This is a genomic window from Flavobacterium collinsii, from assembly GCF_946903285.1.
Taxonomy (GTDB): Bacteria; Bacteroidota; Bacteroidia; order Flavobacteriales; family Flavobacteriaceae; genus Flavobacterium; species Flavobacterium collinsii.
Genome location: NZ_OX336425.1, coordinates 192334 through 217621, shown reverse-complemented (window position 1 = coordinate 217621; position 25288 = coordinate 192334). Strand labels below are relative to the sequence as shown.

16 protein-coding genes are annotated in these 25288 nt (G+C 37.8%); 10 read left to right on the top strand and 6 right to left on the bottom strand.

Annotated features, from left to right (window positions below; all coding sequences use genetic code 11):
- The first annotated feature begins 107 nt into the window (after window positions 1-107).
- From OGZ34_RS00980 to OGZ34_RS00940, 9 genes are all read left to right on the top strand, one after another.
- Window positions 108-1022, top strand: a complete 915-nt coding sequence (locus OGZ34_RS00980) for a dihydrodipicolinate synthase family protein (protein ID WP_173964382.1) — start codon at window positions 108-110, stop codon at window positions 1020-1022.
- Between the two features lie 230 nt (window positions 1023-1252).
- Window positions 1253-2836, top strand: a complete 1584-nt coding sequence (locus OGZ34_RS00975; RefSeq protein WP_263361893.1) for an aldehyde dehydrogenase (NADP(+)) — start codon at window positions 1253-1255, stop codon at window positions 2834-2836.
- 3 nt (window positions 2837-2839) lie between these two features.
- Complete coding sequence (locus OGZ34_RS00970) at window positions 2840-3850, top strand: 4-hydroxyproline epimerase (RefSeq protein WP_173964380.1); 1011 nt, start codon at window positions 2840-2842, stop codon at window positions 3848-3850.
- Window positions 3851-3923: 73 nt separating this feature from the next.
- On the top strand, window positions 3924-5159 hold the full coding sequence (locus OGZ34_RS00965) for an NAD(P)/FAD-dependent oxidoreductase (RefSeq protein ID WP_263361892.1): 1236 nt from the start codon (window positions 3924-3926) through the stop codon (window positions 5157-5159).
- A 3-nt stretch (window positions 5160-5162) separates the two neighbouring features.
- The gene (locus tag OGZ34_RS00960; RefSeq protein WP_263361891.1) at window positions 5163-6458 is read left to right on the top strand and encodes an aminopeptidase P family protein; all 1296 of its coding nucleotides are present in this window, start codon (window positions 5163-5165) and stop codon (window positions 6456-6458) included.
- A gap of 3 nt (window positions 6459-6461) precedes the next feature.
- Window positions 6462-8624 carry a S9 family peptidase gene (locus tag OGZ34_RS00955; RefSeq protein ID WP_263361890.1) on the top strand — a complete coding sequence of 721 codons (2163 nt, stop codon included), beginning with the start codon at window positions 6462-6464 and terminating at the stop codon, window positions 8622-8624.
- A gap of 262 nt (window positions 8625-8886) precedes the next feature.
- On the top strand, window positions 8887-12093 hold the full coding sequence (locus OGZ34_RS00950; protein WP_173964376.1) for a SusC/RagA family TonB-linked outer membrane protein: 3207 nt from the start codon (window positions 8887-8889) through the stop codon (window positions 12091-12093).
- A gap of 14 nt (window positions 12094-12107) precedes the next feature.
- On the top strand, window positions 12108-13565 hold the full coding sequence (locus OGZ34_RS00945; RefSeq protein ID WP_263361889.1) for a SusD/RagB family nutrient-binding outer membrane lipoprotein: 1458 nt from the start codon (window positions 12108-12110) through the stop codon (window positions 13563-13565).
- A 398-nt stretch (window positions 13566-13963) separates the two neighbouring features.
- Window positions 13964-17812 (top strand): M43 family zinc metalloprotease, encoded by a 3849-nt coding sequence (locus OGZ34_RS00940; RefSeq protein WP_263361888.1) that lies wholly within the window; start codon window positions 13964-13966, stop codon window positions 17810-17812.
- Between the two features lie 70 nt (window positions 17813-17882).
- Here OGZ34_RS00940 and OGZ34_RS00935 read toward each other — a convergent pair whose 3' ends face one another.
- Window positions 17883-19103 (bottom strand): M24 family metallopeptidase, encoded by a 1221-nt coding sequence (locus tag OGZ34_RS00935; RefSeq protein ID WP_263361887.1) that lies wholly within the window; start codon window positions 19101-19103, stop codon window positions 17883-17885.
- 176 nt (window positions 19104-19279) lie between these two features.
- Between OGZ34_RS00935 and OGZ34_RS00930 the strand changes: the two genes are divergently transcribed.
- Window positions 19280-20590, top strand: coding sequence for a S28 family serine protease (locus OGZ34_RS00930; protein ID WP_263361886.1), 1311 nt, complete (start codon window positions 19280-19282; stop codon window positions 20588-20590).
- Window positions 20591-20753: 163 nt separating this feature from the next.
- On the opposite strand, the gene OGZ34_RS00925 is transcribed toward OGZ34_RS00930, so the two are convergent.
- The 5 genes from OGZ34_RS00925 to OGZ34_RS00905 all read right to left on the bottom strand — a co-directional run bounded on the left by OGZ34_RS00925 (window position 20754) and on the right by OGZ34_RS00905 (window position 25283).
- Window positions 20754-21371, bottom strand: a complete 618-nt coding sequence (locus tag OGZ34_RS00925) for a WbqC family protein (protein WP_263361885.1) — start codon at window positions 21369-21371, stop codon at window positions 20754-20756.
- Between the two features lie 91 nt (window positions 21372-21462).
- Window positions 21463-23016 carry a signal peptidase I gene (gene lepB / locus OGZ34_RS00920; protein WP_263361884.1) on the bottom strand — a complete coding sequence of 518 codons (1554 nt, stop codon included), beginning with the start codon at window positions 23014-23016 and terminating at the stop codon, window positions 21463-21465.
- A 65-nt stretch (window positions 23017-23081) separates the two neighbouring features.
- Entirely contained in the window at window positions 23082-23783 is a 702-nt protein-coding gene (gene dapB / locus OGZ34_RS00915; RefSeq protein ID WP_263361883.1) for a 4-hydroxy-tetrahydrodipicolinate reductase, read from the bottom strand.
- Between the two features lie 37 nt (window positions 23784-23820).
- Window positions 23821-24381, bottom strand: a complete 561-nt coding sequence (locus OGZ34_RS00910) for a DUF5683 domain-containing protein (RefSeq protein ID WP_263361882.1) — start codon at window positions 24379-24381, stop codon at window positions 23821-23823.
- The gene (locus OGZ34_RS00905) at window positions 24381-25283 is read right to left on the bottom strand and encodes a ParB/RepB/Spo0J family partition protein (RefSeq protein ID WP_263361881.1); all 903 of its coding nucleotides are present in this window, start codon (window positions 25281-25283) and stop codon (window positions 24381-24383) included. Before OGZ34_RS00905 ends, OGZ34_RS00910 begins: the two co-directional genes overlap by 1 nt.
- Window positions 25284-25288: the final 5 nt, after the last annotated feature.

Sequence of the window (25288 nt, the reverse complement as noted above, 5' to 3'; positions counted from 1 at the left end):
TTCTGTAATTGGTTTATATAGGGTAATATAATATTGTTTTGAGGTAATTTTTAAGCCTCCTGCTTTGTTCAATATAAATAATTTTGGTCTTAATTAAAATCGATATTATGAGTATTCAATGGAAAGGCGTAATGCCGGCGGTAACGACTAAATTTACTGCAGATGATAAACTAGACTTCAGAATGTTTGAAGTCAACTTACAAGCACAATTAGAAGCAGGTGTTGAAGGAATAATTCTTGGCGGTACACTTGGAGAAGCAAGCACTCTTTTAGAAGAAGAAAGAAGTGAATTGGTAAAAGGTACCGTTAGCATGGTGAACAACCAGGTACCTGTAATCATGAATATTGCAGAACAAACTACACGTGCTGCAATTTTAGCAGCCAACAAAGCAGAAAAAGATGGAGCAAAAGGGTTGATGATGTTGCCTCCAATGCGTTACAAAGCTTCGGACTTTGAAACAGTAACGTATTTTTCTGAAGTGGCCAAAAATACTTCACTTCCTATAATGGTTTACAATAATCCGGTAGATTATAAAATTGAAGTTACGCTGGACATGTTTGAAGAAATTTTAAAATATGATAACATCCAGGCTGTAAAAGAATCAACCAGAGATATTTCGAACGTAACCAGAATGATTAATCGTTTTGGTGACCGATTAAAGATTTTATCAGGAGTAGATACACTGGCTTTAGAAAGTTTACTAATGGGGTCTGATGGTTGGGTTTCGGGCTTGGTATGTGCTTTTCCAAAAGAAACAGTTGCGATATACAAATTAGCCAAAGCAGGCAGAATTGACGAAGCTTTAAAAATATACAGATGGTTCCTTCCTTTATTAGAGTTGGATATCAATTCGTTTTTAGTACAGAATATTAAGTTGGCAGAAGTAGCAACAGGTATTGGAACAGAATATGTTCGTGCACCTAGATTGCCTCTTCAGGGAGCAGATAGAGAAGAAGTTTTGGGAATTATTACCAGATCTTTAGAATCAAGACCAACTTTGCCTGATTATAAAAATTTGTAACCGTACGCTGAAAACAATTGGTTTTACAAATTTCTTCTTTAAGAGTCTGTTTAAATTTTATTTGTTGGCTTTCTTATGATGATTTTCGGCTGCAAAGCCGTTAAATTTTAATACAATAGCACTGCTATTTTATTAAAATTTGCCTCTTCTCTCTCGAAAATCCTTTGATAATAAATCTCAAACAGACTCTAAGAATTGTAAAGTATTTATTCAAACAACACAAAAGAAATATGATTACAGGAAAAAATTACGTGGGAAGTACACTTAAAGCTGCCGGTAATAAGACATTTAAAACATTTAACCCGCAGCTTAATGTCGAAAATCCCTGGGTTTTTACGGAAGCAACTCATGAAGAAATTGAAGAAGCAGTTGCTTTGGCGCATCAGGCGTTTGGTATTTATAAAAAAAGTTCAGGTCTTGAAAGAGCAGGTTTTTTGAATGCGATTGCAGATGAAATCGTAGCTTTAGGAAATGATTTGTTAGTTCAGTATTGCAGTGAATCCGGCTTTCCAATGGGCAGAGCAGAGGGAGAACGCGGAAGAATGGTTGGTCAGCTACGCGCGTTTGCCCAAATGCTCATTGAAGGGAGCTGGGTTCAGGCTGCAATTGATACGGCAGTAATAGACAGAGTTCCTGCACCAAAAGAAGATTTGCGCAAAATTTTGGTACCCCTTGGACCCGTTGTGGTTTTTGGATCCAGTAATTTTCCGTTTGCATTTTCAACAGCTGGAGGAGACACGGCTTCAGCTTTAGCAGCAGGTTGTCCCGTGATTGTAAAAAGTCACTCGATGCATATAGGAACCGGTGAAATGGTGGCCTCAGCGATTATCAAAGCAGCACAAAAAACAAATATGCCCGAGGGAGTTTTCTCTAATCTTATTGGAGGAGGAACAACTCTCGGAACTGCATTGGTGAAACACCCATTGGTGAAAGCAGTTGGTTTTACAGGAAGTATTCGTGCCGGAAGAGCTTTGTTTGATCTTGCAGCACAACGACCAGAACCTATTCCGGTTTTTGCCGAGATGGGAAGTGTGAACCCAGTGGTTCTTTTGCCAAAAGCAGTAGAAGTAAACAGTCAAAAATGGGCGACTGCCTATGCGGGATCCATTACGCTTGGAGCAGGACAGTTTTGTACCAATCCGGGATTGCTGTTTGGAATTAAAGGAGCTGAATTAAATAAATTTTCAGAAGAATTGACTCAGGCTATTGAAAAAATTGAACCATTTTGTATGTTGCACCCTTCAATGAAAGATGGTTTTGAAGAAGGATTAGCAACCTTGATAGCGCAAAATGGAGTTGTTAAAATTGCTGAATATAAAGGCGAAGCAGCGCCAAATTACGGAGTGCAGAAAGTACTGACTGTAGACGGAAAAACTTTCTTAGAGAATAAAACTTTAAGTCATGAGGTTTTCGGACCTGTTTCGGTACTGGTGCAATGTGATGACGAGCAACAGCTCTTAAAAATTGTCAATCAGTTAGACGGACAATTAACAGGAACAATTATAGGAGAGCCAGAGGAATTAAAAAATCAGGAAGAGCTGATTACGGCTATGCAGAACAGAGTAGGGCGATTGATTTTTAATGGCGTTCCTACGGGAGTTGAGGTTTGTCCTTCAATGATTCACGGAGGTCCTTATCCGGCCTCTTCTGATTCCAGATTTACAGCGGTTGGAATTCATGCTGTCTATCGCTGGGTACGACCGTTTAGTTACCAGAATTGGCCAAATGAGTTATTGCCTGCAGAATTGCAAAACGAAAATCCATTACAGATTTTAAGAACATTAAATAATATTCAAACAAAATCCCAGATATAATAAATGGTAAAGAAAACTTTTTTTTGTGTAGATGCGCACACTTGCGGAAATCCTGTACGAGTTGTGGCAGGAGGAGGGCCAAACTTGACAGGCGCTAATATGAGTGAAAAACGCCAGCATTTTTTAAAAGAATTTGACTGGATCCGTAAAGGGTTAATGTTTGAACCTCGTGGACATGATATGATGAGCGGAAGTATTTTATATCCGCCAAGTGATCCTGCCAACGATTTTGGGATTTTGTTTATCGAAACCTCAGGCTGTCTGCCGATGTGTGGTCACGGAACAATTGGTACAATAACCATTGCCATCGAAGAAGGTTTGATTACCCCAAAAATACCAGGGAAAATAAGAATGGAAGCACCAGCCGGTCTCGTGAATATCGAGTACCAGCAAACTGGAAACAAAGTCGACTGGGTACGTCTGACCAATGTAAAATCATACTTAGCAGCAGAAGGATTAACAATTGATTGTCCTGAGCTGGGCGAAATTACTTTTGATGTTGCGTATGGCGGGAACTATTATGCAATTGTAGACCCACAACAGAATTTTTCAGGAATTCAGGACTTTTCGGCTGGTAAAATTGTCCAGCTGAGCCAGGAAGTCCGTAAAAGAATCAATGCCAAATATCCGGATTATTTTATTCATCCCGAAAATGATACCATCCGTGATGTTAGTCATATGTTGTGGACAGGGGAACCTTTAGATCCAACCTCTTCGGGCCGAAATGCGGTTTTCTACGGAGACAAAGCAATTGATCGTTCTCCATGCGGTACCGGAACATCGGCACGAATTGCACAGTTACACGCTAAAGGCAAACTTAAAGTTGGAGAAGATTTTATCCACGAAAGTTACATTGGCAGCAAGTTTATTGGGAAAGTTGTAGAGGAAACTTCGATTGGAGATATTCCGGCAATTGTACCAAGTATTCAGGGCTGGGCAAAAGTATACGGTTACAATACCATCATCATTGATGAAGCAAATGATCCGTATGCTCATGGATTTCAGGTAATTTAAAAAAATATTAAAAATTCAGATTCATTGAAGGAGGATAAGATTCTTCTTCAATGAATTTTTTAATTTCGAACAAATGAAAAGAGTAAGTATAATTGGAGGAGGTATAATAGGTTTGTGTACAGCTTATTATCTGGCAAAAGAAGGATATGAGGTAACTATTTTTGATCAGTCTCCTATGGATGATGGCTGTTCTTATGGAAATGCGGGAATGATAGTTCCGTCGCATATAATTCCGCTCGCACAACCCGGTATGATTGCTCAGGGAATGAAATGGATGTTTGACAGTCAGAGTCCGTTTTATGTAAAACCGAGATTGGATGCAAATCTGATCAAATGGGGACTTCAGTTTTACAAACATGCAAATGAAAAACATGTAGAAAAAGCAATGCCTGCACTTCGCGATTTATCGTTGCTAAGTAAAGAACTGTATCAGGATTTTGCCAAAGAAAACAATTCTTTCTTTTATGAAGAAAAGGGACTTTTAATGTTGTATAAAACGGATAAAGTAGCCCATGAAATGTTTCATGAAGCAAGAGAAGCGGAAAAGTTAGGTTTGGAAGTAGACTATCTTTCCGGAGCAGCGATTGCAAAATTAGAAAATGGCACCAAAACTGATGTTTTGGGTGGGATACACTACAAAGGTGATGCACATTTGTATCCGCAAAAATTCATGCAATTTATCAAAGAAGAATTAAAAAGATTAAAGGTAGAAATCCATTCCGGTACCACCGTACAGGATTTTGTTTTCGATCATCATAAAATTACAAAAATAGTAACAGACAAAGGTATATTTGCTACCGATGAAGTGGTATTGGCGGCAGGTTCCTGGAGTCCTTCACTGGCTAAAAAACTGGGAGTTTCGGTTTCTATTTTACCGGGAAAAGGATATAGTTTTACCCTGAAGGATAAAAATCACAAACCTTCGATTCCATCTATTTTGTGTGAAGGTAAAGTTGCGGTGACACCTATGAATAATGATATCCGTTTTGGAGGAACTATGGAAATTACGCATACCGGAGATACCAAAATTAATAAAAACAGACTGCAGGGAATTATAAACAGTATTAATGAGTTTTACCCCGACATGCAGGTTGAAATGCCTGAAAATAAGGATACCTGGTTTGGTTTCAGACCTTGTACACCTTCGGGAATGCCGATTATTACCCGTGCAAAAAAAGTTGTAAATTTGACTTTCGCCACCGGACATGCCATGATGGGATTAAGCCTCGCACCGGCAACTGGAAAAATAATCACAGAGATTATTTCAGGCAAAACAACTTCTGTTGACACTAAAATGTTTCAATTATAAACTATGAGATACGATTCAATTCCGGCTTCTTTATTTGAAAATAACCGAAAGAGGTTTGTCGAAAAAATGCAAAAAAATAGTTTGGCTATACTGACTTCAAATGATGTGATGCCAAATAATACCGATGATGTAATGGGTTTTGCCCAAAATAATGATTTATTTTATTTGTCCGGAATTGAGCAGGACGAGACCATTTTGGTACTTTATCCCGATGCTTTTAAAGAAGAAAACAGAGCCATTTTATTTGTAAAAGAAGTGAGTGAGCATACATTAATCTGGGACGGAGATTTTTTGACCAAAGATAAAGTTACCGCCATTTCAGGAATTAAAAATGTAAAGTGGGTGCATGAATTTGAAAAAGCGATACAACTTTTTGCTTTTGAAGCGGATGCGATTTACTTAGGGCACAATGAACACATTAAAAGAATAACTGCAGAAATGAATACACGTCAGGATCGAATGATTCAGTGGTGCAGACAAAAATACCCACTGCATCAATACGAACGTGTTGCAAAAATAACAAGAGAACTTCGAACGGTAAAATCAGCCGAAGAGATTGCTTTAATCCAAAAAGCAATTGCGATAAGTGTTGACGGATTCAAAGCACTGTTGAGAGCCGTACGACCTGATGTAAAAGAATATGAACTTGAGGCTGAACTGGCGTATCATTATATTAAAAATGGAGGTAACCGTCATGCGTTCAAACCTATTATTGCTTCGGGTAAAAATGCCTGTGCTTTACATTACAACACCAATGATTCGGTTTGTAAGGATGGCGATATGCTTTTGGTAGACTTTGGTGTTTGTTATGGCAATTACAATTCAGATACCACGCGCTGTCTTCCGGTAAACGGAAAATTTTCGCCTCGTCAGAAAGAAATTTACCAATCGGTTTTGCATTGCCTTAAAGAAGGGTCAAAGTTTTTGAAACCTGGCGTTTTATCAAAGGACTACGAATTGCAGATGGCAAGCCTTGTTGAAACCGAACTGGTGAAACTGGGATTGATTACTTTAGAAGAAATTGCGGCCCAGGATCCTGATAATCCGGTTTACAAAAAGTACTTCATGCACGGAACAGCTCATTTCCTCGGACTTGATGTTCATGATGTCGGATTGTATTCCAAACCTTTTGAAAAAGGAATGGTTCTTACCTGTGAGCCCGGAATATACATTCGCGAAGAAGGAATTGGGTGCCGACTGGAAAATGATTATTTGTTGACAGACGACGGAAACATCAATTTATCTGAAGAAATGCCCATTGAAATTGAAGAAATAGAACAGCTAATAAATACCAAATAAACCATGATTAAAAAATACTTCTTATTGCTTCTTTTTGTCTGTTCGGGCATGCTGGCTCAAAAAGACATTGATATTAATGAATTAAAATGGCTGCCTAATTCGCATTCCTTTTGGGTAAATTCAGGAGGGAACATTTTGGTTTATGATGTCGATCAGTTAAATAAGAATACCACTGTTTTAACCCAACAGCAATTAACAAATGCAGGATTTAAAGGAGAGGTCGAAGAATTGGTCTGGAATCAGAACAAAACCAAAGTGCTGGTGTATACCAATTCAAAAAAAGTATGGAGAGCTAATACCAAAGGTGATTACTGGTTTTTTGACTTAACCACCGGAAAAGGAAGAAAACTAGGCGCCAGTTTAGAAGAGTCTTCTTTAATGTTTGCTAAGTTTTCCAGTGATAACGAAAATGTAGCGTATGTTTCAAAGCATAACATTTATCTTGAAAATCTGGCTTCAGCCAAAATAACGTCTTTAACCACCGACGGAACGGACAAGGTAATTAATGGAACTTTTGATTGGGTTTATGAAGAAGAACTTGCAGCGCGTGATGGATTTCGCTGGAGTCCCGATGGCAAAAGCATTGCTTTTTGGCGCGTAGATGCTTCAGAAACAAAGTTTCATTTAATGATTAACAATACGGATGCCTTGTATCCATTTGTAGTTCCGGTAGAATATCCTAAGGCAGGAGAAAAACCTTCTTCTGTAAAAATTGGGGTCATTGATATCGCTTCTGTAAAAACAAACTGGCTTGATATTCCGGGAGAACCTGATAATAATTATTTGGTTCGAATGGAATGGGTTGTTAAAGATGAGGTAATGGTAATACAGCTGAATAGAAATCAAAATCAGGTTTCTTTTTACAATTGTAATACGCAATCAGGAAAAGCTAGTTTAATCTATCAGGAAAAATCGGCGGAATGGATTGATGTTTTTGATGTTTCTTCAGGCGTGTACGATGGTTTCCCTTGTCAGTTTGTAGACAACGGTAAATCTTTTTTATGGAGTTCAGATGCCGATGGCTGGATGCATGTTTATAAAATTAGCCGTGACGGAAAAAAGAAAGAACTAATTACCACCGGAAATTTTGATGCTTATTTTAAAGCCTATAATGATAAAACAAAATCAATTTATTATATCGCAAGTCCTAAAGATGCAACGCAGCGTTATTTGTATGAAACAAATTTGAATTCACGCAAAACAAAAAGAATAACTCCGGAAGTATTTGAAGGGACTAATGAGTATGAGTTTTCTACTGACGGATCGTATGCAAAACATACCAATTCTAATATCAACCGTGACTTCAACGCGCGTCTGGTATCATTATCAGACCATAAAAAAATACTACCAAAAGAAGCAGATGCTTTTACAAAACCGGAACGTGATTTTTCTTTGGAGAAGTTCAAAGTAACCACGGTTGATGGTGTTGAGATGGATGGAATCATGGCGAAACCGCTTGACTTTGATCCGGCAAAAAAATATCCGTTGTTTTTCTTCGTGTATGGAGAGCCAATGGCTTCGGTAGCTAATGATATGCCTTTATTTAATGGGATGATAAGTTTATTGATTCCGAAAGGATACATCGGAATTGCAATGGACAACAGAGGAACTCCGGTTTTGAAAGGAACAAAATGGAGAAAATCGATCTATAAAAATATTGGAATTATCAATACCCGCGATCAGGCGATGGCAGCAAAGGAAGTTCTGAAATGGGATTTTATTGATACCAATAGAGTTGCAGTACACGGATGGAGCGGAGGTGGAGCAGTAACTTTAAATTTAATGTTTCAGTATCCTGAAATATACAAAACAGGCGTAGCGGTTGCGGCGGTTACGGATCAGCATTTTTACGATAATATTTACACCGAACGTTATATGGGTTTGCCGGGTGAAAATGGAGCAGCTTACACTCTGGCTTCTCCCGTAACACACGCTAAGAACTTAAATGGGAGCCTGCTATACATTCATGGGACTGGTGATGATAATGTACATTACAAAAATGCGGAAGTTTTGATTGATGAACTCATAAAATACGACAAAGTTTTTAATCTCATGATTTATCCAAATCGTTCGCATAGTATAAATGAAGGCGAAGGAACCCGAAAACATTTAGTAGATACTTTTCTAAAATTTATAGAAGAAAAATGTCCTTCGGGAACAAAATAGAGTAGTTTTAGAAGCACAAAAAAAGGGAGAATTTCTGTAAAAGAGATTTCTCCCTTTTTTTGTGGTTTAAAATTAATTAAAAAATCATAAAAAGTAAGAAAATAAACACCTATTTGATTGAAATTTAAAAGGGTAAGATAATACATGTAAAATATTAAATATGTAATAAAAGGGTAATATAATAGGTTTTTGCGATAATATATTATCATAAAAATTATCAAAAAAGCAAAACATTTGCCAATACTAATTATAAAACCATTTTATGAAATTCAAGTTTTTTCAAAGAAAAACGGTAGTACTTTTTTTTGTACTGCTAGCACAATTTGCGCTCGCACAGGAGCGGGTTGTATCGGGAATTGTTTCAGATAATGCAGGAATGCCTTTGCCGGGTGCGAGTGTATTGATCAAAGGAACAAAAACGGGAGCTCAAACAGATTTTGACGGTAAATATTCTATTAAGACAAGTCATAATGCTGTTTTAGTCTTTAATTATATTGGGATGAAGGCTGTAGAGGTAACCGTTACGGGGAATACTGCCAATGTTTCTTTATCTCCTGCATCAGAGCAGCTTGGGGAGGTTGTCGTTACCGCTTTGGGGCTAAAAAGAGAAAAGAAATCTTTAGGATATGCCACTCAGGAAATCAAAGGAGAGGATCTGACAAAAGTAAACACAGGTAACGTAGCGAACTCTATTTCGGGTAAAATTGCGGGTGTACAAATCAGACGCAATAACAACATTGGAGGTTCGACAAACGTAGTGATTCGTGGTACAACTTCATTAACCGGAAACAACCAGGCTTTATGGGTGGTAGACGGTATTCCTTTGAACAATGATAATACCAATAGTGCTGATCAAAAAAGCGGGGGTAACACTGGTGGATACGATTACGGAAATGCTGCTTCAGACATCAATCCTGATGATATCGAAACCATGAACGTTTTGAAAGGATCTGCGGCTTCTGCATTGTATGGCTCAAGGGCTGCAAGTGGAGTGATTTTGGTAACGTTGAAAAAAGGAAGTAAATCTAAAGGTGGTCTGGGTGTAAGTTTCAATTCCGGAGTGACCGTTGGGGTAGTCGATAAAAAAACTTTACCGGAATATCAAAATCAATACGGTGGAGGATATGGTGATTTTTATGGTACAGTTGATTTAGGAAGTGGAGTTCATCCTTATGCTGCAACCGATGATGCTTCATGGGGACCTAGATTTGATCCTAATTTATTGGTGTACAACTGGAGTTCTTTTTATCCTGAATTACCGGGTTATGGAAAAGCAACACCGTGGACAGCAGTTAAGAAAAATCCAAATGATTTCTATCAGAAGAGTTTAACCTATATCAATAATATCGCTTTTACAGGATCTGGTGAAAAAGGTGATTTTAGATTTGGTTATACCAACTATAACATGAATCAGGGGATTTTGCCAAACAGTAATAATCGTAAAGATAATTTTAACTTCTCGGCAAGTTATAACATCCTGCCAAAAACTAAACTTTCGGTTTCTGCCAACTATTTAAAAGCAAATGCCAAAGGAATGAATGAGACGGGTTATGGTGATGGTGGAAACAACTACCTGAGCAGCGTGAGACAATGGTTTTCTACAAGTGTAGATTTTCAGGATTTGAAAGATGCTTACGATCTTACAGGACAAAACACTACCTGGAGTGTGGCGGGACCAACGGATTTAGCGATTCAGTTTCACGACAATCCTTATTTCCAAAGGTACAACAACTACAATACTTTAAATCGTGATCGTTTCTTCGGAAATTTCGCTTTAAGTACAGAAATCACCAATTGGTTTGATGTAATTGGTAAAGGATCTGTAGATTCTTATCACCAGTTGCAGGAAGAGCGCATTGCTGTGGGATCGAAAAGAACGCCTAATGCACGCGGTCAGTATACCAGGTTTGATAAAACATTCAGAGAGGTCAACTTTGATTTGATCATGAACTTCAAAACTAATATTACCGAGGATATTAAGTTTAACGGAATGCTTGGTGGTAATTCAAGACGTTCTATTAGTAATTCAATCTTTGCTGCAACAAATGGAGGATTGGTAGTACCTGGTATTTATGCTTTGAATAATTCAGTTGATAAAATAAACAGCCCAAGTGAGACTCAGGTAACTATTGGTACAAATAGTGTTTATGCAAGTGCTGGATTTAATTTCCGTGAAACTTATTTCATTGAAGGGACATACCGTGTAGATAAGTCTTCGACATTGCCGACTGCAAATAGTACTTATACTTATCCATCGATTACAGGAACTTATATTTTTAGTAATCACATTAAGACCGACTGGCTTTCTTTTGGAAAATTACGCTTGAATTATGCGGATACAGGTAACGATGCACAATTTGGGACGATTATTGCGACTTATCCGAAGAATGATAATTTTGGACCTGAAGGAATTCGTTTTTCTACAGAAAATAACAAAAGCAACGGTAACTTAAAAAGTGAGCAGACGAAAGGTTTTGAGGCAGGTCTTGAATTTAAACTGTTTAAAAACAGAGTAGGGTTTGATTTTACTTACTACAAAACCAATACAACCAATCAGATTCTTTCTATTGAAACTCCTACACAAACCGGATATACAAGAGCCTGGATAAATGCAGGTGATGTTCAGAACAAAGGGTTTGAGGTAACCTTATCTGTAATCCCGGTTAAAACACAAAATTTCTCTTGGGAAGCAAAAGTAAACTGGTCTACGAACAAAAATGAAGTAATCTCATTAGGAGGAGCTGACAGAATTTCGTTAGGATCTTTCCAGGGAGTAGGATATGTTGCTGAGGTAGGGAAACCGCTTGGACAAATGATCGGTTCAGGATTTACCTATCTGAACGGAGAAAAAGTAATTCGTTCAAATGGAAGATACCAGCAAACAGCCGGTGCAACAATTGGTGATGTAAATCCGGACTGGATTGGAGGTTTGAATAACGTAATCACATACAAGAACTTTTCGTTAAACTTTTTGATTGATGTGAAAAAAGGAGGAGACGTTTATTCGTTAGATCAACGTTTCGGACATACTACGGGAATCTACGAAAGTACAGTTTCTAACAACCATTTAGGGAATCCACAAAGAGAGCCCCTTGCCAATGGCGGAGGGATTTTGTTAGCAGGTGTTAAGGCAGATGGAACTCCAAATGATAAGGTGGTTAGTGTAGAAGGCGCAGATGGATATTCTTTCTATAACTCAATGCCAGAGCAGCAATATGTTTACGATGCTTCTTATGTGAAACTACGTGAGTTAGGATTGAGCTATAGAGTACCTTCAAAATTTCTGGCGAAAACTTTTATCAGCAATATGATTTTTGCAGTCAATGGAAGTAACCTGTGGATCATCCATAAAAATTTGCCTTATGCTGATCCGGAAGCGGGACTTTCTTCAGGAAATCTTCAGGGATTCCAAACAGGAGTTTTACCAACATCAAAAGAGTACAGCTTTAATATGAAAGTTCAATTCTAAAAAACAACAAAAAAATGAAAATAGTAAAAACGATATTTTTTGCAGGAGCCATTTTACTTTCGGTTGCTTCATGTGATAACTTAGAAGATTTAAATCAGGATAAAAAAGCGTATACTACTGTTTTACCGGGCGCGCTTATGACCAGTGCACAGGTAAACTATGCGTTCTTCCTGACCAATGCTTCGGTAAACAGCAATAATTTTAGAGGATATGCTCAATATTGGAGCACCACAACGTATACAGATGAGGTGAATTACAATATGGAAAGAAGAAACTTAGGAAACTCTCATGCCATTTTGTTATACCGCGATGTATTGCAGGATTTAGTAAATGCGCAAAAACAAGTTGCAAGTAAAGAAGCATTAGGAGCTGTTGAAACTGCAATTAAGAAAAACAAAATTGCAATACTTGATATTCAGATTGTAATGGCTTATCAAACCCTTGTTGATTTGTTTGGGAATGTGGCTTACAGTGAAGCATTGAATATTGATGTATATCCTTATCCTAAGTACGACGATGCCAAAACCATTTATTTTGATCTTGCTACGAGACTGGATGCTGCAATTGCCAGCATGGATGCCAGTAAAGAGAGTTTTGGTTCAGCTGACTTAGTGTATAAAGGAGACGTGGGTAAATGGAAAACATTAGCCAACAGTGTAAAACTAAAACTAGGATTACACCTTGCTGACGTTGAGCCTGCAAAAGCAAAAGCTATAGTAGAAAGTGCTTATAACTCAGGAGTAATGACAAGCGAAGCTGAAACGGCATTGTTTAAGTATTTCTCTTCACTTGTAGACATGAATCCTTTGTATGACACCTTAGTAAATGAAAGTCAGACCATACCTACAGCCTTTTTTGTGGATGAATTGAATGCTAAAAATGACCCAAGACGTGATACCTTCTTTAATCCAGCCTCTAAAAAGTCAGGTAGCTATAAAGGAGCACCTTATGCAAAACAGGTAACATATGGGGACTATTCTAATATGGGATTAAGATTAAAAGAAAAAACAAACCCAGGAGTACTTTTTGATTACACTGAAACATGTTTCCTTTTAGCTGATGCTGCTAACAGAGGTTTTAGTGTAGGAGGTACCGTAGAAGAATATTATAAAAAAGGAATTCAGGCCAGCATGAAATTTTGGGGAGTCTCTAATGCAGATGCCCAAACCTATTTGAACAGAGCAGATGTTGATTTTGCAACTGCTGCCGGAACAGCTAAAGAAAAAGTAGCCTACCAGCTTTGGATCGCTTATTACAACAGAGGATTTGAAGCATGGACAGAATACAGAAGATTAGATTTTCCTGTTTTAGTAGCACCTTCAACTGCAGTCGATGCTGCTAAGGGAAAAGTACCGGTTCGTACTATCTATTCGATCTTTGATAAAACTTTAAATAAAGAAAATTATGAAGCAGCTGCCTCTGCTATAGGTGGAGATTTAATGACTACAAAAATTTTCTGGGATAAATTTTAATTTGAATTAGTTTTCTTGTTTTTAGCCGGGGCCCTTAATTGGGTTCCGGTTTTTTTTTGGTTTAATAAATAGGGATGTATAAGGTTAGTGTGAAATGTAAACTGTGAAATGTAAACTGTGAAATGTAAACTGTAAGATGTAAACCGCTTCGTGAGCAAATTACTGCTTAATAAAATTAGCGACTTTATTCTTGACCTGATCTTTGTTGTGTGTTTGGTTTTTGTTTAGTGAAAATGCTTATTTGTTTGTGAAAGCTCATTAATTATAGAATATTTTTAAATAGTGTGTTTTTTTAAAGTTAAAAAGTTGTTAATTATATATTGTTTTTAAATAACATAGTATCAGTAAAATAGAACCTATGCTGTTAATTTTGATGCCAACAAATTAACCCAAAAAAAATGAAAACAAAACTACTAGTATTAATGCTTGTTTTTTCGATAGGAAAAATGAGCGCGCAGGGACTTCCTTGCCGGACTACTGAAGAAAACGCCAAAATGTATCGGAGTAGCCCCAAATCACTTCAGGAAAAAAAAGACTTTGAAACCTTTACCAACAATTTCGCACTTCAGCGTAAAAGCAAGACTTCAAAAAGTGCAGCAGTAACTACCTACACTATTCCCGTTGTTTTTCATATTTATGGAGATGTACAAAGCGGAAAAACCATTACCTATGAAAAAATCGTCAATCATCTGGCACAATTAAATGACGATTTTAACGGAAGAAATGCAGATTATCAAACCGTTGAACCCTTTTTTCAGGCCAGAAGAGGAACTCTAAACATCGAATTTAAACTGGCAAAAAAAGACCCGAACGGAGGATGTACCAACGGAGTTGTTTTTCATGCCGCTAAAAACGGTTACGGAAATGGCGGAGGTTATGACGACCAGATTGCCGCCGATGCCTGGGACAATAAAAAATACATGAACGTTTATATTCAGAACGATTTGTATAACGAAGGAGTTTTTAACAACTCGGGAGTTGCCTGGTATCCAAGTTCAGAAATGACTGCCAGCAATACAGCACGTGTAGTCTTTAATGGAGCTTACCTTTATGACAACTCCTACAGCAAAGAATTTTCAGCAACGCTGACACATGAGTTTGGACATTTCTTAAACCTGATTCACACTTTTGAAGGAGGCTGCTCCGGTACAGATGAAGTTGCCGACACTCCTGCAGAAGACGCTAAGCACACTCTGGCTTGTACACCGGGAACCAATTGTACAGGAGATAAAGTAAACATCGAAAACTATATGGGGTACAATGGTGCACAAGGCTGTTATAAAATGTATACCCAGGGGCAGATCGACAGAATGCTGGCAGCTTTACAGCACCCTGCCAGGATCACACTCTGGCAGCCACAAAACTTAATTGATACGGGAGTGAATTCTACCGAGAGCAGTTTAGTGGCAACCGGAACTAGTTTTAAGGAAACAGTTGTTAATGACGGAGCTTTTGATACGGCATCAGTGGTTACCTTAAGCGGAGGGAAAACCTTTGCGTTAAGTTCAGGAACAATGACTGCAGGAACTCATTTTACTCACACTTTTCCAGCAGGGATCACACCGGTTGTTACTGTAAACTCAAACGGACAAGTGACGGTAACGCTTTCGGGAAAAGCAACAAATCATGCAGCAGCACAAAATTCAACTGCAGGGATCAGCTTTTTACCTGCAGCATTTACCGGAGGAATCACAGGTTTGTCTTGTACTTCTTTGTTTTACAATTTGAGATTTACCGATCCATACGGAATCTTTTTTGTAGACATGCCTAACATTAATATTTCTTCCGCTTTAATCTGGAAACCTTTTGATATTGCAAAAGGAGATGATACTTCATTTGGAGCCTGGCGTTATGCGGCCAATGCTCTGAAAATTGAAACCTATGGTAAAAAATTAGTCTGCGAAAGTGGAACCAGAAATATTACGTTATTAGGACAAAATGCAGCTGTTGGACCAGCTAGTAATATGGTAGCTCCGGGAGCATACCCGGATCAGCTGGATTTAAGAACCGCAAATTATACAGCCTGGGACGGAAAATCAGGATATGTTGGTTTCGAATATAAAATTGACGGACTAACTTGTTATGGATGGTTCAAGGTAGATGTTGCGGCTAACGGAGATGGTTACACCGTTTCGGAATATGCTTATAATACGCAGCCTAATACTCCTATTTATACAGGTATGACCAACAAAACGGCAGTAGTTTTATCTGAAAGTTTACTGTATGAAGCCGAAGCTAATGACGGAGGTGTTACGACCACCAGCACCATTTCGTTATCCACTAACAACGGAACTTTTACTAAAAGTACGGGAACTTTAACGGCAGGAACTGATTATACCATTACAGGAGTTCCTTCAGGTTTAACAGCAGTTCTTACGCTTTCAGGAAATAATAAAGTAGTTGTTTCCTTCACCGGAAAAGCAACAGCACATCTTCCTGCAAATGATGCCGCGGTAGCAATTACATTCAAAGATGCTGCTATTACAGGAGGGATTTCGACACTTGATAATGCATCAAAAACAATCAATCTGAAATTTGATGCGCCTTATGGTGTGTTTTATGTAAACAATTCCGATTATGTTGCTTCGGCAGCACAACCATGGCAATATTTTGACTTAGGAATCGGAGACAATACAGAATACGGAGCGTGGCAATTTGCAGCTGCAGCTTTAAAAGTAGAAACATATGGTAAAAGATTGGTAGGACCAACAGGTACCCGAAACATCAGTTTGATTGCTCAGGGGACTACAATTGGAGCATCAAGTAATTTTGTAACTCCGGGAGCAGCATATCCGGATCAGTTAGATTTAAGAACGGCAACGTATACAGCCTGGGACAATCAAACAGGTTATATTGGTTTTGAATACAAAAGCAGAGGACGTACATGCTACGGCTGGCTGCATGTAAAAGTAGAAGCAGGAGGCGTTGGTTATTCTGTTCTAGACTTTGCTTACAATACCAAACCAAACGAATCAATTCAGGCGGGAACTCAGACAACTACAACTGTTTTGGCTCCTACAAGTCTTGCGGCTACTGTTAACAACACCAGCTTACAAGTACAGTTGACGTGGGTAAATAATGCGACAAATGCAACGAATATCGTAGTAGAAAGAGCAGGAACAGATAATGTTTTTGCTGAAATAACAACACTACCAAGTACAGCGCTTACATACACCAACACAGGTTTAACAGCCGGAAATACTTATAAGTACAGAGTACGTGCAAAAGCAAATACGGTTTATTCAGCTTATTCAAATGAAGTAACGGCAACTCTTACTGCAGGTTCGGTATATTGTACTGCTCAGGCTAATAGTAATTACGAATATATTAATTCAGTAACGATCGGAAGTTTTACAAACACATCTGGTAAAGATGCAGGTGGTTATGCCAATTTTACTTCTAAAACGGTAACAGTAACTCCGGGAACAGTCACAAATGTGAGTCTGGCAGCAGGTTTCTCAGGAGGATCTTACTTAGAATACTGGGGAGTATGGATCGATTATAACAAAAACAATGTTTTCGACGCTTCCGAAAAAGTAATTGATGGAATTTCTTCCACTGGAACTGCAACGGGAAGTTTTACTCCGATTACGTTTACGGGAACGACCAGAATGCGTATTGTAATGAAGTATTATTCGAATCCGTCAGCTTGTGGTAACATCGGCGATGGGGAAGTAGAAGATTATACAGTCGTTGCGGGTACAGCACCAAATCCGGTGACATTGCCTACACCAACTAATATTGGTAATTCAGGAGTATATACATCAGGATTTTATGCTTCGTGGAACACCGTTGCTAATGCTACAAGCTATGAAGTGCAGCTGAATAATGCTAGTACAGGATGGACAACTTTCGGAACTTCTACTACTTATTATTTGTGGATTCCGAAACAAGGCACACAAACGGTTTATCAGTTTAGAGTTAGAGCTAAAAATGCCACTGATACCAGTGATTGGAGTGCCCCGCTTTCAATTGATTTGCAAAACGGAAGTGCCGGAGCAGTTCAGACTGACGCTACAAGATCATTTACATTGTATCCAAACCCGGCTACGGATGTTGTTAATTTTAACTTCTCTAATCTAAACTTGTCGGATATCAAAATTACGATCTACGACAGTGCAGGAAACGTAGTGGATGTAGTAAGAAATGCAGCTTCTTATGAAGTAAATCGCCTTAGAAAAGGAGTTTATATTGTGGTAGCTACAGATGGAAGCTTCACAGATACTAAAAAATTATTGGTTAAATAAATAATTTGGTTGTAAAAAGAAAGAGGGGAAACGATAACGTTTCCCCTTTTTTATGTCTTTAAAATAAAACTTAATCAATACCAATCCCAAACGGATTGTCAATACTGTGCATAGGAGTGGTAAACCATTTTGGGCCGTCAGCAGTCATATAAAAGTGATCTTCATGACGAATTCCAAATTGCCCAGGGATACAAAGCATAGGTTCGTTGCTTACCACCATTCCTTCCTGTAAAACAGTAGTGTTGCCTCTTACAAGGTATGGGTGTTCATGAATGTCTAATCCTGTTCCGTGACCTACACGATGAGGAAGTCCTGGAAGTTCATAATCGGCACTTAAGCCTCCTGCAGCGATTACTTTACGTGCGGCATCATCAACAGAGCTACAGGTTGCTCCTAACTGTGCGGCATCAAAAGCTGCTTTTTGAGCGGCCTTTTCTAAATTCCAAATCTTTATGTGGGCTTCGGTTGGAGTTCCGTACACATAAGTTCGGGTGATGTCGGATAAATAACCTTCCAGACGACAGCCGGTGTCAATAAGTACAACATCATTGTCTTTTAAGTCCTGCGGAGTGGTTACGCCATGCGGATATTGGGAATCATCAGCAAACAATACAATACAGAAATAAGATCCCGAAGGAATTCCGGCTTTGATATGCGCTTTATTGATAAAATCGACCACCGTTTCGGCTTTTATACCCGGATATAAGATGCGGGCGGCAGCGCGTTGTACCACCATGGTAATTTCTTTGGCCTGCTGAATAATGGCAATTTCGTTTGCTGATTTCTGAATACGACAGCCTGTAGTAATAGGTTGGGAATTTTCAAATTCATAATTAGGATTGGCTTTCACGATAGCATCAATTAAAAAATAACCGGCAGAATCATCCAATGCAATCTTACCGCTATTGAAGCCTTTAGCGTGTAGTATTTTTCCAAATAGAACAGCCGGTGATTCATGTTCTTCCCAGCAATTCAGGTGACCATTGATTTGCATGAATTTTCTAAAAGTGCCTTCCTCAAATTTCGGAACGATATATTCCAGGCTACCATCTTCAAACAATAATGCTCCTACCATTCTTTCAGATGGGTTCCATTTCGTTCCGGTAAAATAATACAAATTGGTTCCGGCATTCAGAAATAAAGCTTTAAAGCCTGTTGTTTTGATAAGTGATACTGCTTTCTCAATTCGCGTTTGATATTCTTCCGGCTGAATGGCTTTCACATTCAGTGTCATATCCTGTATTTTTTCTAATTCTGCAATTGCGTTAGATCCGCCAACTCCAATAGTCATATCTTTTGTTTTAAGGTTAGTTGTTTTTTGTTTTTTCGGATTAAAAATAAGTCAATATTTCCGGATAGTGCTATTTTAACTCAAAGTAGGTAAAATATAATAATTTAAGGGTAATATACTATTGTATTTTGGGTTGCAATGCATGTATTTTTAGAAAATCTACTAAACCTTAAAAAATGAAAAATATACAACGTTTGTTATTGCTCTTGTGTGTTGTGCTGAGTTTACAATTTGCTTCAGCACAAGGTACATCCGATTTACATCAGAAACTCACAGCCTTGTTTCCAAAAGCCGAAATTACGGTTATAGAAAATTTAGAAGGTTACTCAGAATCGTGCCAATTAATTTTAGACGAGCCATTAGATCATAAAAATCCTCAAAAAGGAACATTCAAACATTACGTTTATCTCTCGCATCTTAATTTTAATAGCCCTGTGGTGATTGAAACTCATGGATATAATACAAACAATATTAAAAGTGAGGTAAGTAAGCTGTTAAATGCGAATCAAATTGCGGTTGAATATCGCTTTTACGGCAAGTCAAGACCGGAACCACTTCCGTGGGAATACTTGACAAACGATCAGGCTATTGCCGATTATCATGATCTTGTAACGAAACTCAAGCAAATCTACACAGGAAAATGGATTTCAACCGGAATAAGTAAAGGAGGGGAAACAGCTCTGATTTATAAGTCAAAATACCCAAATGATGTTGATGTGGCTATGCCTTATGTAGCACCATTAATTAATACTACGGAGGATCCCAGAACGGTAGAACATACAAAAACAGTGGGAACAGCAGAATGCAGAGCTAAAATTACGGCTTTTCAAAGAGCTGTTTTAGAAAATAGGGAAGCAGTTTTGAAAGAATTTAAACAATATGCTGAAGCGAAGAAAATGACCTTTACAGAAGTTCCTCTGGCCGAAGCATTGGAATATGCGGTTTTAGAATTTCCTTTTTCTTTTTGGCAATGGGGAGGAAAATGTGAGGCTATTCCGGCAGTGACCGCTACTCCAAAAGAACTGTTTGATTATCTGGATGAGGTTTCAGGTGTTAGAACCTACAATGACAAGATGTACTTTCATTATCTGCCGTCTTATTATCAGCATTTAAAAGAACTGGGGTATTATGGTTTTGATTTTTCTCCGGTAGCTGATTTGTTACAGGTGGTAAAGAGTACTTCTAATGATCGGTTCGCACCCAAAGGAGTGGCAATAAAATACAATCCGAAATACATCAAAGAAGTGCGTAAATACGTAGAAAATAAAGGAAGCAGAATTTTGTATATCTACGGCGGTTATGATACCTGGTATTCGTGCGCACCAACACCTGATCCGAAATTGGATGCTTTAAAAATGGTTCTTCCGACTGGTAGTCATACTACGAGGGTGAAAGATTTTCCGGAGAATGATCGAAAACGAATTATGGAAACATTGTCAAGATGGCTGGAGCTAAAAGCGTCTGACGATAAAGCGGAACTAAATTAAAAAGAAAATGCCTGATCAGAATCTCTTGTTGGTTTAACCGCAAAGAACGCAAGGATTTTTAATGATAAGATTTTATACAAACGCAAAGTTCGCAAAGCTATCATAAATAAAGCTTTGCGAACTTTGTGAATATCTTTGCGTTCTTTGCGGTTAAACCTAAATCTTAAACCAGTAGTTTCTGTGTTTTTAAATAATCCATAGCAAATTTACCTTCATTGAAAAGTAAATCCAAAACACTTAGATTATTGATAAAACCATGCTTGTCGTCAAAAACCTGAGTGTATTTTTCAAATGTATTAACATCTTTTTTTCCGTTAGCCAAAACTCTGAAGTCGGAGATGTTCTCTATTTCATGAAAATACTCTGTCGTTTTGCTAAACTCTAATTTCATTCGTAGACATTTAGTAGTGATGTCTAGTACTTCCAGATTTAGATCCATTAAAAAAGTGTGCTGCTTTTCAAAAACAGGACGAATATCATCTTCAAAAAACTCAAAAAAAGGAGAGCTTCTGTAAGCTGCTTCCAGTGATTTGAAATGTTGTTTTTGCCAGTCAAATTCATTCTCGATTAAAACATCTTTCGTTTTCTGATGCGCAGATTTTGAATGTTTAACCGGTATGTTTAGTAACTGAATCCCGTTTGGACTATAGATGTACGTACGGTTTCTGTTGGTTTGTTTCTGAAAATTATCTTCCATTTCAAAAGTAATATTTTCAGATTGAGCCATAACTGCAAAGTGGCTTATCGATGGAAAATAAGTAGGAAGTAAGAGAGAGTTCATCTTTAATTGCTTTAAAAGTTTCAGGTTTCAAGTTTCAGGTTTTGAATGCACCTGAAACTTGAAACCTGAGACAAAAATAACTTTTTTTATTTTATGCTTTGTTTTCTTTTCTTTTTCTCCAGAAATATTCTCCAACAAAGTAAGCCGCAAGAATAAATAAGAAATACTTAAAGTATGATTGAGGTTGTCCTTCACCATCAACAGTTGTGAAAACTCTGTTCCAACGAATTTTGTTGATTCCTTTACCGTTAGTATCCCAGCTCATCCAGATGAAAACCGGTTTTCCTACGATATGGTTTTCAGGAACGTAACCCCAGTAACGGCTATCTTCAGAGTTGTGACGGTTGTCTCCCATCATCCAATAGTAATTTTGTTTGAAGGTATAAGTAGTGGCAGGTTTACCGTTGATTAAAAACTTAGAACCGTCCAATTGCAAAGTATTCCCTTCATAAGTGGTAATGATGTCTTTGTAAAAAGGCAGTGACTCATTGGTTAAAGCAACTGTTTTCCCTGCTTCCGGAATATAGATAGGACCAAAATTATCCTGATTCCATTTGTTAATATGAGGGAAAATAGCATTGTCATTTCCTCTGTCAATTTCTCTTTTTACAGCCGTAATTCCCGGAGTGTTTTTAAGGCGCTCTGCACTGGCTTCGGTTAAAGCTCTGAAATAAAGAGTATCTCTTTTTTCGCTTTTAAATCCTGCTCCGTCTGTAATATCAAGTTCTCTTACCAGAGATTCAAAATCGATAGGTATTTTTGGATCTATGGCTACTGAATAAGAGTATTGTGGTTTTGCTCTTTCCGGTAAAACTAATTTTTTTCCGTTAATGAAAACAAATCCGTCTTTAATAGATAAACTGTCTCCCGGGATACCTACGCATCTTTTTACGTAATTTGATTTTTTATCAATAGGTTTGATAACTCCTGGTCTTCCTTTTGGTTCGTAGAAATAATGAACCGTATCGACAGGCCAGTTAAAAACCACTATATCAGATCGTTTTATTTTTTCTAAGGCAGGTAATCTGAAATAAGGCAATTGTGGCCATTTCAAATAAGATTTTTGTTTTACAAAAGGTATAGAGTCATGAACCATCGGTAATGCAACGGTAGTCATAGGTACTCTTGGGCCGTAATTTACTTTGCTGACAAATAAAAAGTCACCAATTAATAATGATTTTTCTAAAGACGAAGTAGGAATTGTATAAGGCTGCACTAAATAAGTATGTACAAGTGTTGCCACAATAACTGCAAAAAGTAAAGAGCTTAGTGTGTCACTTGCTTTATTTTCTGAGGTCAATTTTCTGTCGGCGTTGTGTACTAATTTTTGAGTGTAGTTTACATAATAGATATAAAAACCTAGAGTGAAGATTCCTAAAAGAGTATCCAGAGTTGTTTTTTTACCAAACGTCTTTAATGTTTCTACCCAAACAACAGGGAACATAATCAGGTTGATAATTGGAATGAAAAGTAATAAAGTCCACCAGGTCGGGCGACTGATTATTTTCATTAAAACGATTGAATTGTAAACCGGAATTGCAGCTTCCCAACTTTTTCTTCCGGCAGCCTGATACAGTTTCCAGGTTCCCAAAAAGTGAATAATCTGAACGGCTAAGAAAAATACAAACCAATAATATAGTGTCATAATATTTTGTTTAAAGTTTCAGGGCAGGGGTCTAATTTGAAAATTACCTCAACCTTTATAACTGTTTATTTTAAATTTAATACGTCTTTCATAGAATAGATACCCGTTTTTCCGGCAAGCCATTCTGCAGCAATCACGGCTCCAAGGGCAAAACCTTCACGATTGTGTGCGGTATGTTTCAATTCGATACTGTCTACAGCTGAATCGTAAGCTACGGTATGAGTTCCCGGAACTTCTCCAATTCTTTTGGCTTCAATGTAGATTTCGTTGTCTTTAGCCTCGTCTAAAGTCCAATTGGTATAATTACTGTTTTCGATCACGCCTTTGGCTAAAGAGATTGCTGTGCCGCTTGGTGCATCCAGCTTATGAGTATGATGAATTTCTTCCATAGTAACTTTATACGAATCAAACTGAGCCATAATTTTGGCCAGATATTCATTCAGTTCGAAGAAAATATTAACTCCTAAGCTAAAGTTAGAACTTGAGATAAAACCACCTTTCTTTTCGTTACAAAGTGTTATCATCTCATCATAATGTTCTAGCCAGCCTGTTGTTCCTGAAACTACGGGAACATTAGCATGAAAGCAATTTGAAATATTGTCAACGGCAGCAGTTGGGACGCTGAAATCGATAGCAACATCGGCTGTTGAAAGTCCGTCATAAGTACTGAATTCGTCTTTCTTTAAAACAATTTCATGACCTCTTTCTAAAGCAATTCGCTCGATTACTTTACCCATTTTTCCGTATCCTAAAAGCGCAATTTTCATTTCGTGTATTTTTTTAAATTCAAATAACCAAAGTTATCTAAAAGTGGTAATTAAAAGTTAGTCCAACATTTGGTTTGAAAGTTATCATGTCGGGATAAATTTCCGGACGTAATGATAATCTTTCGTTTACGTTAAACTGAATCAATGCAGCGTCGACATTGGCATCAATAATGTTCAGGGCATAAAAACCAACTACGAAGAGTAATGATAAATCTCTGTTTCGCTGATAAAATTTCTGACCGGCAATAAGTCTGCTGTCGTCCAGAAATTTATAATTATCATCATTATAACCTTCTAGTCTTCGTTTGTAGGCGTCGCGATAATTGTTGTATTTTTTGTTATTGTCAAGATAGAAGTATAAACTCGTACCGATCGCTCCGTAAACTAAAGGGATCTTCCAGTATTTTTTATTGTAAGCCTGACCTAAACCAGGTAAAATCGCCGAGTAGAATGCTGCTTTTGCAGGCGTAAGCGGATCGATTTCCTGTAATTTGCTAGTGTCTTTAACGACCAAAACCGTGTCTTTTTTTACCTGGGCAAAAAGAGAAACGGTTCCTATGAGAAAGAACAATAGACTTATGGGGACAATTTTATTCACTATCCGTTTATTAATTTTATTATTCTGTTAAAGTCGGCTTCCGAATCAAAAGGAATGGAGATTTTTCCTTTACCGTTACCGGCAACTTTTATATCAACTTTCGAACCAAAATAATCGTTGAAGGTGTTTTTCTGTGTTTCTCTAACTACAAAAGAAGAGTCAGCTTTAGGTTTTCCTTCTGGTCTTGGCTTTAAGCTTTCGTGATAATTTTTTACTAAAGTTTCGGTTTCACGAACGGACAAGTTCTGACTTACTATTTTTTGGTAGATATCCGTTTGAACATCCAAGTCTTCAATATTAATGATGGCTCTACCGTGTCCCATGCTGATAAAACCATCACGGATACCGGTTTGAATGATCGGATCCAGTTTTAAAAGACGTAAATAATTGGCAATAGTAGAACGCTTTTTTCCAACACGCTCGCTCATTTGCTCCTGTGTCAGTTGAATTTCGTCAATCAAACGCTGGTATGAAAGTGCGATTTCAATTGGATCTAAGTCATGACGCTGAATGTTTTCAACCAAAGCCATAACCAATGATTCGTTGTCATTGGCAATACGAATATAAGCAGGAACATGTGTTAGTCCTACTAAAGTCGAAGCACGCAAACGACGCTCTCCAGAAATTAGCTGGTATTTGTTGAAATCTAATTTGCGAACAGTAATAGGTTGAATTACACCAAGTTCTCTAATAGAGGTGGCTAATTCACGTAACGACTCTTCGTTAAAATTGCTTCTGGGCTGAAACGGATTTATTTCGATAGCACTTATTTCAAGCTCAATGATATTTCCAACAACCTTGTCAGCATTTTTGTCCTCTACTGATGTAATGTCGTTTTCCGGATCTTTTAATAACGCTGATAATCCTCTTCCTAAGGCTTGTTTTTTAATTGCTTTTGTCATAAAAA

Excerpts from the sequence above, each read along its gene's own strand:
- OGZ34_RS00980 (WP_173964382.1), top strand. The coding sequence starts at position 108 with ATGAGTATTCAATGGAAAGGCGTAATGCCGGCGGTAACGACTAAATTT.
- OGZ34_RS00975 (WP_263361893.1), top strand. The coding sequence starts at position 1,253 with ATGATTACAGGAAAAAATTACGTGGGAAGTACACTTAAAGCTGCCGGT.
- OGZ34_RS00970 (WP_173964380.1), top strand. The coding sequence starts at position 2,840 with ATGGTAAAGAAAACTTTTTTTTGTGTAGATGCGCACACTTGCGGAAAT.
- OGZ34_RS00965 (WP_263361892.1), top strand. The coding sequence starts at position 3,924 with ATGAAAAGAGTAAGTATAATTGGAGGAGGTATAATAGGTTTGTGTACA.
- OGZ34_RS00960 (WP_263361891.1), top strand. The coding sequence starts at position 5,163 with ATGAGATACGATTCAATTCCGGCTTCTTTATTTGAAAATAACCGAAAG.
- OGZ34_RS00955 (WP_263361890.1), top strand. The coding sequence starts at position 6,462 with ATGATTAAAAAATACTTCTTATTGCTTCTTTTTGTCTGTTCGGGCATG.
- OGZ34_RS00950 (WP_173964376.1), top strand. The coding sequence starts at position 8,887 with ATGAAATTCAAGTTTTTTCAAAGAAAAACGGTAGTACTTTTTTTTGTA.
- OGZ34_RS00945 (WP_263361889.1), top strand. The coding sequence starts at position 12,108 with ATGAAAATAGTAAAAACGATATTTTTTGCAGGAGCCATTTTACTTTCG.
- OGZ34_RS00940 (WP_263361888.1), top strand. The coding sequence starts at position 13,964 with ATGAAAACAAAACTACTAGTATTAATGCTTGTTTTTTCGATAGGAAAA.
- OGZ34_RS00935 (WP_263361887.1), bottom strand. The coding sequence starts at position 19,103 with ATGACTATTGGAGTTGGCGGATCTAACGCAATTGCAGAATTAGAAAAA.
- OGZ34_RS00930 (WP_263361886.1), top strand. The coding sequence starts at position 19,280 with ATGAAAAATATACAACGTTTGTTATTGCTCTTGTGTGTTGTGCTGAGT.
- OGZ34_RS00925 (WP_263361885.1), bottom strand. The coding sequence starts at position 21,371 with ATGAACTCTCTCTTACTTCCTACTTATTTTCCATCGATAAGCCACTTT.
- lepB (WP_263361884.1), bottom strand. The coding sequence starts at position 23,016 with ATGACACTATATTATTGGTTTGTATTTTTCTTAGCCGTTCAGATTATT.
- dapB (WP_263361883.1), bottom strand. The coding sequence starts at position 23,783 with ATGAAAATTGCGCTTTTAGGATACGGAAAAATGGGTAAAGTAATCGAG.
- OGZ34_RS00905 (WP_263361881.1), bottom strand. The coding sequence starts at position 25,283 with ATGACAAAAGCAATTAAAAAACAAGCCTTAGGAAGAGGATTATCAGCG.